10 protein-coding genes and 1 pseudogene are annotated in these 11,293 nt (G+C 46.3%); 4 read left to right on the top strand and 7 right to left on the bottom strand.

The genetic code is table 11. The annotated features are described in order from the left end of the window. From ACEW8S_RS12040 to ACEW8S_RS12065, 6 genes are all read right to left on the bottom strand, one after another. Window positions 1–1,317 (bottom strand): polyribonucleotide nucleotidyltransferase (locus tag ACEW8S_RS12040; protein WP_373518395.1); only part of this gene is annotated, 1,317 nt, incomplete at its 3' end. 28 nt (window positions 1,318–1,345) lie between these two features. Beyond that, the gene (gene rpsO, locus ACEW8S_RS12045) at window positions 1,346–1,615 is read right to left on the bottom strand and encodes a 30S ribosomal protein S15 (RefSeq protein ID WP_373518396.1); all 270 of its coding nucleotides are present in this window, start codon (window positions 1,613–1,615) and stop codon (window positions 1,346–1,348) included. Between the two features lie 104 nt (window positions 1,616–1,719). After that, on the bottom strand, window positions 1,720–2,202 hold the full coding sequence (locus ACEW8S_RS12050; RefSeq protein ID WP_373518397.1) for a hypothetical protein: 483 nt from the start codon (window positions 2,200–2,202) through the stop codon (window positions 1,720–1,722). Between the two features lie 45 nt (window positions 2,203–2,247). Further along, complete coding sequence (accD, locus tag ACEW8S_RS12055) at window positions 2,248–3,108, bottom strand: acetyl-CoA carboxylase, carboxyltransferase subunit beta (protein WP_373518404.1); 861 nt, start codon at window positions 3,106–3,108, stop codon at window positions 2,248–2,250. Window positions 3,109–3,176: 68 nt separating this feature from the next. Continuing rightward, window positions 3,177–4,244, bottom strand: a complete 1,068-nt coding sequence (gene fbaA, locus ACEW8S_RS12060; RefSeq protein ID WP_373518398.1) for a class II fructose-bisphosphate aldolase — start codon at window positions 4,242–4,244, stop codon at window positions 3,177–3,179. A 62-nt stretch (window positions 4,245–4,306) separates the two neighbouring features. Further along, window positions 4,307–6,910: a BamA/TamA family outer membrane protein gene (locus tag ACEW8S_RS12065; RefSeq protein WP_373518399.1), complete on the bottom strand. Its 2,604-nt coding sequence runs from the start codon at window positions 6,908–6,910 to the stop codon at window positions 4,307–4,309. Between the two features lie 147 nt (window positions 6,911–7,057). Between ACEW8S_RS12065 and ACEW8S_RS12070 the strand changes: the two genes are divergently transcribed. From ACEW8S_RS12070 to ACEW8S_RS12085, 4 genes are all read left to right on the top strand, one after another. Further along, the gene (locus tag ACEW8S_RS12070; RefSeq protein ID WP_373518400.1) at window positions 7,058–7,780 is read left to right on the top strand and encodes a TrmH family RNA methyltransferase; all 723 of its coding nucleotides are present in this window, start codon (window positions 7,058–7,060) and stop codon (window positions 7,778–7,780) included. 80 nt (window positions 7,781–7,860) lie between these two features. Beyond that, on the top strand, window positions 7,861–8,367 hold the full coding sequence (locus tag ACEW8S_RS12075; protein ID WP_373518401.1) for a DUF6702 family protein: 507 nt from the start codon (window positions 7,861–7,863) through the stop codon (window positions 8,365–8,367). A gap of 66 nt (window positions 8,368–8,433) precedes the next feature. Beyond that, window positions 8,434–10,740 (top strand): M1 family metallopeptidase, encoded by a 2,307-nt coding sequence (locus ACEW8S_RS12080; protein WP_373518402.1) that lies wholly within the window; start codon window positions 8,434–8,436, stop codon window positions 10,738–10,740. An 84-nt stretch (window positions 10,741–10,824) separates the two neighbouring features. After that, window positions 10,825–11,163, top strand: a complete 339-nt coding sequence (locus ACEW8S_RS12085; RefSeq protein ID WP_373518403.1) for a twin-arginine translocase TatA/TatE family subunit — start codon at window positions 10,825–10,827, stop codon at window positions 11,161–11,163. 2 nt (window positions 11,164–11,165) lie between these two features. Here the strand turns inward: ACEW8S_RS12085 and ACEW8S_RS12090 are convergent. After that, window positions 11,166–11,293 (bottom strand): annotated as a pseudogene (locus tag ACEW8S_RS12090) (methyltransferase); the annotation flags it as partial.

Raw genomic sequence — 11,293 nt, forward strand, 5'->3', positions numbered from 1 at the left:
GGAAGATCCGTTACTTTCCAAAACTTCGGAAACTACACGAACGGTGTAGGGACAATCTTTGGGAATCATACCTTTCAAGGCGCGTTGTGCCAGGTTACCGTGGCCTACTTCCCTTCGGGAAGTACCGCGGATGGGCCGTGCTTCACCGGTACAGAATGGCGGGAAATTATAGTGTAAGTAAAAAGTTTCCTCCCCCTCATAGGAGGGCATATCGATTTTGTTCGCCTCTCGCGAAGTGCCCAAAGTAACGGTGGCCAAAGCTTGCGTTTCGCCACGCGTGAAAATAGCGGACCCGTGGGTGGACGGCAAATAATCGATTTCGCACCATATAGGGCGGATTTCGTCGGTCTTTCTACCGTCTAACCGCAGGCCTTCGTTAAGGGTCAAGTCCCGTACCGCTGCTTTTTCGGCTTTGCGATAGTATTCGGATATCAAATCCCCTTTTTCTGCCAATTCCTCTTCGGAATAGCTGGCCTTGATTTCATCCTTGATTGCTGAAAAAGAATCGCTTCGCTCATGCTTCGCAGAACCGGCCTTGGCCACGGCATACACTTTATCATAGGCGAGATCGTGAACTTTCTTCGCTAGTTCTTCATCTTGGGGAGCCTGCTCGTACTCACGCACTTCCTTTCTTCCGAAGGCGTCGGCGAGTTTCAATTGGGCATCGATCTGTTTTTTGATGGCTTCATGGGCAAATTTAATAGCTTCGACCATTTCCTCTTCGGAAATCTCGTCCATCTCACCTTCCACCATCATAACGGAATCCGCGGAGGCACCGATAATCATATCGATATCGCTTTCCTCCAATTGCGCACGGCTTGGGTTGATGATGAATTGACCATCAACACGGCCTACACGTGCTTCGGAAATAGCACATTCAAACGGAAAATCCGAAAGTTGAATAGCTGCAGATGCGGCCAATCCCGCCATGGCATCGGGCATGACATCCTCGTCGTGGGACATCAATTGGATCATTACCTGGGTCTCGGCGCTATAATCCTTTGGAAAAAGCGGACGTAAAACACGGTCTACCAGTCGCATGGTCAATACTTCGCCATCGCTGGGCCGGGCTTCCCTTTTAAAGAATCCACCGGGATAACGGCCAGAAGCCGCAAACTTTTCCCGGTAATCTACCGTTAGTGGCAGAAAGGGAAGATCTTTTTGTTCATAGTCGGATACAACAGTACACAACAACATACATTTGCCGGATTGTACGACAACTGACCCGTGGGCCTGCTTCGCCAATTTTCCGGTCTCGATAGAGATTTCCCTACCGTCGCCGAGGTCGATGACCTCTTTAAATACTTTTGGAATCATACATGTGAATTTGTTACCGTTCTCCGCCCTATTTTCTGATGTTCAGTTCTTTGATGAGTTCACGATAGCGAACGACATCCTTTTTCTTCAAATAATCGAGAAGACTACGTCTTTTACCTACCAATCGCACCAATGAGCGCTCGGTGTTATAATCTTTTCGATTATTTTTCAAATGCCCCGTAAGGTGGTTGATACGGTGGGTGAAGAGAGCCACTTGCCCCTCGGTAGAACCGGTGTTTTCCTCTTTTCCGCCATGCTTTTTAAAGATGTCGGCCTTTATTTCCTTGGTTAAATACATGCCAATATTGTTTTAAATGATTTTTATGTATGTGATTTTCTCTAAATCAGGGCGCAAATATATGGTTATTTTGGGGAGTTATACACCTTATCCGTTCATTTAATTCAAAAAGCACACCCATCGGGTAGGGGAGCTGCCTTCTCCAAATCCTTTGCGAACTTCACATCCAGTTCTGTAGCCTGAAAACCACTTTCGACACTTCCTTTTTGCGCTTTTGCGGCATATCCGGAATTGTTCATGTGCATCCGGACATAGACTTCCTTATTTTCGGCAAGTGCTATATTTTCCCCAGATCGCATGAACGGCTGTTCGGTGACATGGCTGTGGTCCAAAATTCTTCGATACACCAGATTGCCATCCAAATCAACGATTTCCCACCAATCGGCGTATTGGTCGCAACCGGTATCGGGACTTTCAATAGTGACCGCAAAGGTATAGGCGTTTGCCTTGCCTGAAACTTCGATTTTCGTCACTTGGGTAACCCCTTGTAAGGCTAAAATGGAATCGTTTTCGGCCAGCATCTTTTCCTTATCCGTAGAGCAACTACTCAGCCATAGTAAAATTAATAGAAGGGGAAGGTGTTTCATGAATGGATATTAGACCTGTTTGGCCGGCATGCAGATTTGAGACCTTTAATCCCTAACCGGATTGTTCTCGATCAAATCGATATATAGGTTGATTTTCTTTTTCAGGTTCTTTCGGTGGACAATAAAATCCAAAAAGCCGTGTTCCAGTACAAATTCGGCGGTCTGGAAACCGTCGGGAAGCTCTTTTCCCGTTGCTTCCTTAACCACCCGAGGCCCTGCAAAGCCGATAAGGGCGCCTGGTTCGGAAATATTGATGTCGCCCAACATCGCATAGGACGCTGTCGTGCCACCCGTCGTGGGATCGGTACAAACCGAAATATAGGGTACTTTTGCCTCTGCCAACTGTGCCAGCTTGGCGGAGGTCTTGGCCAATTGCATCAACGAGAGCGCCGCCTCCATCATACGGGCTCCACCGGATTTCGAAATCATGACAAAGGGAATCTTTTTCTTGATGGAATGGTCGATGGCCCGGGCGATTTTTTCACCCACTACGCTGCCCATGGATCCGGCGATAAAGCTAAAATCCATACAGGCAACAACAACATCCTTTCCCAAAGATTTACCCACGGCGGTGCGCACGGCATCCTTAAGTCCCGTTTTTTTCTGGGCGGCCTTTAGGCGATCGGAGTACTTTTTCGTGTCCTCGAACTTTAGGGGGTCTTTTGAGGTCAGTTTCGCATCGAGCTCCCTGAACTTGTTGTCGTCGAAAAGTATTTCGAAATAGTGTTTGCTACCGATCTGTACGTGATAGTCGTCTTCGGGACTCACATAATGGTTCTTGGCCAGCACTTCGGACTCCACTATCTTTCCGGTAGGCGATTTGTACCACAGTCCTTTCGGGGTGTCCTTCTTCTCTTCCGTAGCCGTTTGGATTCCCTTTTCCTTTCTTTTGAACCAAGCCGTCATGTTTTCCATATTAGGGTTAGTGGGGTAGTTAGAACTCAACCGGTCTGAACAGGCCCATTGAACTTAATTTATAACGTATTTACATTATTCAGGTCTTCAAAGGCTTTTTTCAACCGCTCGATAAAGGTTTTTTCACCTTCACGAAGCCAGACTCTGGGATCGTAGTATTTTTTGTTGGGCTCGTCCGTACCATTTGGGTTTCCGATCTGTGACTGAAGATAGTCCTTTTTATCCTGAACATAATCCCTTACGCCGGCAAGAAACGCGTATTGCAGATCGGTATCGATATTCATTTTAATGACCCCATAGCTGATGCCTTCGCGTATTTCTTCAACGGTAGAACCAGAGCCGCCATGGAATACAAAATCGATATGGTTGTGCCCAACGCCATATTTATCAGTGACGTAATCCTGAGAATTTTTTAGGATTTTCGGGGTCAATTTCACGTTGCCCGGTTTGTATACCCCATGCACGTTACCAAAGGCGGCGGCAATAGTAAAACGTGGACTTATTTTTGAAAGTTCTTCATACGCATAGGCCACTTCTTCGGGTTGGGTATATAATTTTGAGTCATCGACATCACTATTATCGACCCCATCTTCTTCACCACCCGTTATGCCCAGTTCGATTTCAAGTGTCATATTCATTTTGGCCATCCGCTTTAAATAGCCTTTGCAGATTTCAATATTTTCTTCAAGAGGTTCTTCCGAAAGATCGATCATGTGCGAACTGAACAACGATTTACCGGTCTGCTCGAAATGTTTTTCACTGGCATCGAGCATCCCGTCGATCCAGGGCAATAATTTTTTGGCACAATGGTCGGTATGTAGAATAACAGTGGCACCGTAGGCCTCTGCCAATTGGTGTACGTGCTTGGCACCTGCTACCGCACCGAGAACGGCCGCTTTTTGTCCCTCGTTCGACAGGCCCTTGCCCGCATTGAACTGTGCGCCCCCGTTAGAAAACTGGATCATTACCGGTGCGTTAAGGCTGGCAGCGGTTTCCAAAACGCCGTTGATGGTATCCGATCCTATTACGTTTACTGCCGGAAGGGCAAAGCCTTTTTCTTTGGCGTATTTGAAAATCGCTTGTACTTCGTCACCGGTGGCGACACCTGGTTTTATGTTGTGGGCCATAGTTTATGTTCTAAGTGTTTCTAATGGATTTGGATGCAAAAGTAATAAAATAATGCTTGTACTTAAAAGGGATAATTTATTCCGATCTGCAAAACGGCGTTCTTAAAATTATAATCGGCGAACCATCTTTCCGAAATTTCATTGGCGGGGTTGTAGGTCTTGAAGCCTAGGTCGGCCCGGAGCACGAAAAAGGTAAAATCGTAACGGAGTCCGAATCCAGTGCCTAGCGCAGTATCCCCGAGCGAATCTAAACCGGTAAAGGTGGCGGCCGGGTCTTCGACGTTATCGAAAACGTTCCAGATATTTCCCGCATCTGCGAACAGGGCACCCTTGAAACTGCCGAATAGGGGAAAACGGTATTCGAGGTTCAGGCTCAGTTTTAAATTGGCCTCGTTAAAATCGTTGATGGCATCGATGCGTCCCGGCCCGAGGGAATAGGGCGACCAAGCCCTGATGTCGTTGGCACCGCCGGCAAAATAACTGCGGACGAAGGGAATATTGTCCGAATTCCCGTAGGGTATGGCAAGGCCTAAAAACGACCGGAATGCCAGGACACCAGTACGCGATACGCTCCAATATTTCACATAGTCCAATTCGGTCTTCACGTATTGGCTATACGGAACATTAAAGATTAAGCGGTCTCCGTTTTCGTTTTCATCGAAAGGGATCAGGGCCGAAATTCCGGAAAGTAAGTTTCCAGCACTTTCAAGCTTAAATCGGAACTGGAAGAATTTGTTGTCGGTAAGGCCGTTGCGACTCGTATAGTTCAAGGTATAGTTACTGGCAAAGATCAGGTTGTTTTCGGTCAGGCGCCGTCTTCGTTCCTCGATACGGCTCACGGCTTCAAAATCGCCTGCGGAGGTCGGTATTTCTCGATCGAGTATGGCGTCGGTAAAGCCGGTGGTGCCCGATGGGATAATCAAACGGCGGGGTTCATCCGATCCGTCACGAGGTCCGAAAACTTCCGACAACGTGGCATTATCCTGATAAATAGGGGCGGCGGCAATATCGTTCAATTGTGAAAAGGAGTTGCGGTACACATTAAAGAAGCGATCTGTATTGACATTTCTGACAAACTGTACATTCAGCAGTTCGATGTTGTGTTTTATATGGTCGGAGGGAATCCAATTATAGCCCAAAACGGTATTGAACGCCTGTTTGTCGAGACCGATGTTCTTTTGGAAACTGGTGCCCAATGAAATACGGGTCCGCGGAAGCGTATAGCTGGGTATTATCTTTTTGGTATTGAAAAAGGGAAACCAGATACTGGGAATATCGAGATTGGCATCGGCGCCAAATTCCTGAAGATTAAAAAAGCGGCTATCGGTGATACTGCGGTCGTTGGAATTCCCGATGCTCAAACGCCCTGATATGCTCAGGTTTTCGGCGCCTCCAAAAAGATTTCTGGCCTGCAGCGAGGGGTTGAGGGCCAGTCCGACCTGTTGAATGTTCGACCGCGTAAGCTCGAAAGACATCCCCAACGAATATCGCGGCCGGGCCGCCAGATAGATATTGGTGTCCAGCGTCGCCTCTTCTTCATTGGGAACGGGCGTAATCGTCGGGTATTTGAAAACCCCGAGGTTGGTAATCTGTCGGTAGGTGCGGGTACGGTCGAGGTCGCGATACACACTGTCCTGTTCAAAAAATACGGCGTTGGCCAACGTATTGGGATTGAACCGCAGCTTGTCCCGATAGAATATGGTATAATCCCTGAAACGGATGAATTTTTGATCTCGATCGCGTTCGTCGAAAAGATAATCGGTGTAGATATTTATCCTGTTGAAGCGATACACTTGATAAGGGGCGGTGGTTATGGCAGAGTCGCCCCGCTTTTTAAAGTTGTCGATATTGAGTTCGATGTCCATTTTTTGGTCATCGGCCAGTTTAGTGGTATCGGTCGCGATATCATAGGAAATGGAGCTTTCCTGAAAATTGTAGATGCCTGTATTCCGGAATATCGTACTCAGGCGTTCCCGCTCTGCACCGAATTTGGCAAGCTCGAACCGGTCCCCTTTTTTTACAAACGAACCTTGGGCATTCAGGGCATAAATGGAATCGACCGCTTTCGAGACAATTTGGTGCGAAACCGAATCGATGGTAAAAGGTTCGGCCAACTCTATTTTATAGTCTATTATCGCCCTTTGCGTCTTGGGTATCGTATCGATTTGATAGGTAGTGGTACTATTGAAATACCCTTTGCTGTCATAGTAGGCCTTCAATCGTTCTAAAGTGCGCCGCGCCTTGAGGGTATCGAGTATGGCAGGTTCTTCACCGATCTTTTTAAGCCATTCGTTTATCCCTTTAACCAAAAAGGACTCCCCCAAACGCTCTACCTGTTTTTCTGAAAGTAAATTGATAAGCCGCTGTTCCCTTTTTTCTTTTCGGTGCAACCAGCTTTGATAGGACGAGTCGGGATTCCGTTTTGCCAGGTTGTACAGGTTCAACCGAAGCGGATATCCTAGAATAGTACGGTTCGGTTCTTGCAGGATAAGACTTTCGACGTCGGCGTCCTTTACTTCGGCACTGTCGACGTAGATGTTGTTCTTTTTGAGCAAAAGTTGGTTTTCGCCTACCCTTTTCAGTGTATTGCAAGCGTTGAACACCACGACTAGAAATAATAGGCTTATTTTAGCGGTGTTTTTGATAAGGGGAAACGATATGCCCATAGCCCCCAAAAATACATTGAAATCATGTAAAGTTTGAGGGATTTGGATACGAATTGCGGGAATTATTGGAAATTTATTCCGGGGATTAGGAATTAGGGGTTAGTGAATTAGGAGTGAGTGGGATGGTTTAAACCGGATGGCAACCTTATGGTCAGTAAAAATCAAATAAAGCTTGTTAAAAGCCTTCAACAAAAAAAGTATCGAAACCAGCATGGCCTGTTCGTAGTCGAGGGTGTCAAAACGGTACGGGAATTGCTGGATTCCGAGTTTAAGGGGTATGCAATTTTTACCACCGATGTTTCGGTTTTCGACGATCAAGACGAGGCTATTGAGTCCGTCACCGAGGCCGAACTTCGAAAAATGAGTGGCCTTACGACGCCCAATACCGTTTTAGGGGTATTCGAGATGGCCGAAGCTGGAATCATCGATTTTTCGGATTGGATACTCGCCGTTGACGATGTGCGAGATCCTGGAAATTTGGGTACTATGATTCGATTATGCGATTGGTTCGGTATCGAACACCTTATATGTTCGGAAAATACGGTTGATTGCTACAACCCCAAGACCTTGCAGGCCTCCATGGGTTCCATCGCCCGGGTTCAGGTCGGATATACGGATTTAGAGGATTTTTTACGGAAAACGGGCCTTCCAATTTTTGGTGCCTTTATGGAGGGGCAAACGATCTACCAAACGAAAATGCCCGAAAAAGGAATACTGGTGGTGGGAAATGAGTCCACTGGTATTTCCCCCGAGGTACAGGCTTTGGTTTCCAAAAAAATCTGTATTCCACAGTTCGGGAAGAAGACTGCCGAGAGTCTGAACGTCGCGACGGCTACGGCCATTTTGTTGAACGAGATTCGGAGAATTTAAGGTTCAATTCTGCCGTTGGCAGATTCAAAGTTAAAAGTATGAAGACATCTTTAAATCCTACAATCAGACAAAAGAATTACATGAATCCCTTAAAAAAATCCCTCATCATCCTACTTATGCCGCTGTTCGCCTTTGCAGCGGCACATAAATTTTATGTCAGTGTTACGAACGTAAAATATTCCGAAAAAGATGGGGCGATCCAGATAACATCCCGCATTTTTATCGACGATTTCGAAAACGTGCTGCAAGAACGGTTCGGCTTTGACGCCGAATTGGCCACGGAAAACGAATCGGAAGAAGCGGATGCATATATAGAGAAGTATATTCGGACAAAATTTGCGGTGGAGATCAACGGGGAGAATGCATCCTATAATTTTATAGGGAAGAAATACGATGCCGATGTGATGATCTGTTATATCGAGGTTCCTAAAATTAATTTGGCCCATACGACATCCATCCAAATAACGAACGAAATACTTACCGACCTATTTGACGAACAGCAGAACATCGTTCATTTTAAGATCGATGGAAAAAAGAAAAGTTTTGTCCTCCTAAAATCCGATCCTAAAGGAATGTTAAACTTATAACATTTACAGTATAAATCCGAAGAAAACTTTACATTTCGCAGATTCTTATCAAACCCTATTTTCAAAATGAATGTACTTAAATATTGCCTAATCTCCGTATTGTTTTTGTCTGCGGGCATTTTCGCTCAGGAACAGCAAAAAGAAAGAGAACCCGGTCACTACAACCAAAACAAGTTCAAACAACTTTATGAGGAGTTCGCTACCCCGAACACATACCGCTCCGCATCTGGGGCTCCGGGTCCCGATTATTACCAGCAGCAGGCCGATTATAAAATGGATATCGAGCTCGACGATAAGAATGCCAAGATTTTCGGGGAGGAGACCGTGACCTATACCAACAATTCGCCCGATGATCTTGAATATCTATGGGTACAATTGGATCAGAATGTTAGGGCGAAGACCTCTAAATCAAAGTTACGCGACGGGGGCAAGTTGCCTTTGGCCGAGGAACCGGACGCTTTCGCGAAAAAATATCTGAAAGAATCTTTCGATGGGGGCTTCCATATAGATTTTGTGAAAGATGCGAACGGAAAGCCGCTACCGTATACTATTAATAGAACCATGATGCGTATTGATCTTCCCCAGTTTTTGAAGAGCGGCGAGCAAGTCTCGTTTTCTATTAAATGGGATTTCAACATTCCGGAACATACCGTGGATAGGGCGCGTTCGGGCTTTGAATATTTTCCCGAAGACGGTAATCGCGCTTATGTCATTGCTCAATTCTTTCCAAGAATGGCCGTATACAGTGACGTAGAGGGCTGGCAGAACCACCAATTTTGGGGAAGTGGCGAGTTTGCGTTGCCCTTCGGCAATTATGATGTAAATATTACCGTACCTGCCGATCACGTACTTGACGCGACCGGAAAGCTTCAGAACAGGGAGGAAGTATTCTCCAAAGAGATGATGGCCCGCTATGAAAAAGCCAAAAAATCGTACGATAAGCCCGTTCTGATCGTCACCCAAAAAGAAGCGGAGAAGGCGGAGAGAAACTTTTCGGAAAAGAAAAAGACCTGGAAATTCAGGGCCGAAAATGTAAGGGATTATGCCTTTGCCACCTCCCGAAAATGGATTTGGGATATGCAGGCCGTTAAGATGGGCGACCGTGACGTGATGGCCGTTTCGATGTATCCGAAGGAAGGCAATCCGCTTTGGGAAGAGTATTCTACAAAGGCCGTAGCGCATACCTTGAATTCATATTCATCGCATACTTTTGAATATCCTTATCATAAAGCAATTTCGGTACATGCCAAGAACCAAGGTATGGAATACCCCATGATCTGCTGGAACTATGGGCGGCCCAACGAAGACGGTTCGTATTCAGAGCGGGTAAAGTATGGCATGATCAGCGTAATCATTCATGAAGTCGGGCACAATTACTTCCCGATGATCGTAAATTCCGATGAACGCCAGTGGGGCTGGATGGATGAAGGACTCAATACGTTTATGCAGTACATGGCGGAGCAGGAATTCGGGGAGCTTTTCCCAAAGGCCATTGCGCCCAATACCAAATATCCTTCGCGACGGGGAGACCCATCGAGTGTGGTTCCCTACATTTCGGGCGACCAAAGTACCATCGCGCCGATTATGTCCAACCCCGAAAACGTGTACCAATTGGGTCCAAATGCCTACGGAAAGCCGGCTACGGCGCTCAATATCTTAAGGGAAACGGTAATGGGCAGGGAGCTTTTCGATTACGCCTTCAAGACCTATTCGCAGCGTTGGATGTTCAAGCATCCTACACCCGAAGATTTCTTCCGTACCATGGAAGATGCCTCCGCGGTCGATCTTGACTGGTTCTGGAGGGGCTGGTTCTATACCACCGATTATGTGGACATCGGTGTTAAGGACATCAAAAAATATTATGTTAGCGATACCCCCAGCAAAGAGATGCAAGAATATATGGCCGTCAGAAATATTACGGAAGCCGATATGCCGCCTTTGGTCTATTTGGCCGAGGAAGACAGTGAAGATTTCGACGCGAACCTTAAGGGAAAAGCACCGTCGGAAAGTTCGAAATCCCTCAAAGAATTTATGATGGACAATATGACCTCTGACGAACGCGCCAGGGTTAAGGAACCCAAGTACTTTTATCAGGTAACCTACGATAAACCCGGAGGGCTGCCGATGCCCTTGATCGTGGAATATTCCTACGCCGATGGTACCACCGAGAATATAACCTATCCGCCTGAGATATTGCGAAAAAATGATAAGGAGGTCAGTGTGGTAGTTTCTTCGGAAAAAGAACTTACCGGGGTAGTCGTAGATCCCAAGGCTGAAACCGCCGATATCGATGTCACCAACAATTCATGGCCGAAAAAAGAGGGGGAATCCGATTTCGACCAGATGAAGCAGGAGAATATTAAGGGGAAATAGGGTCTGAACTAACAGGTCTCTCCCCAAAGCAAACCTCCACGCTATTTTTACGTAAGCATTAGTAATCTTCATTATATTTGTAGCATGTTCGCAATGCATTTTCTCTTTATCAGCGGGGCCGAGATATTCTTCATCCTGTTTATCGTGGTGATGGTCTTCGGTGCCGATAAAATTCCCGATATCGCCAGGGGACTGGGCAAGGGAATGCGCCAACTCAAGGACGCTACCGAAGATATAAAGAGCGAAATCACAAAAAGTGCCAACAAGCAGGGTATCGATACCAGTTTTGTTGACGATATCAAAAAAAATATCGATGATGTCAAGAACAACGTAAGCAAGAATATCGGAACCGATATCAAAAAGCAGATCGACGAGGTCAAGAAAAATGTGGACGACGTTACCGGAAGCATCAAAAGAAAGTAGGCTTATCGCACCTTCGTTAGGGTTAAGCCATCCCTGACCGGCAATAGCACGGTTTCAACCCTTGGGTCTTCCTTCAGCATTTTGTTATAGGCCAGCAGTATTCGCGTCGTTTTATCCTTCGTTTCCAACG

Source organism: Pricia sp. (assembly GCF_041745955.1).
Classification (GTDB): domain Bacteria; phylum Bacteroidota; class Bacteroidia; order Flavobacteriales; family Flavobacteriaceae; genus Pricia.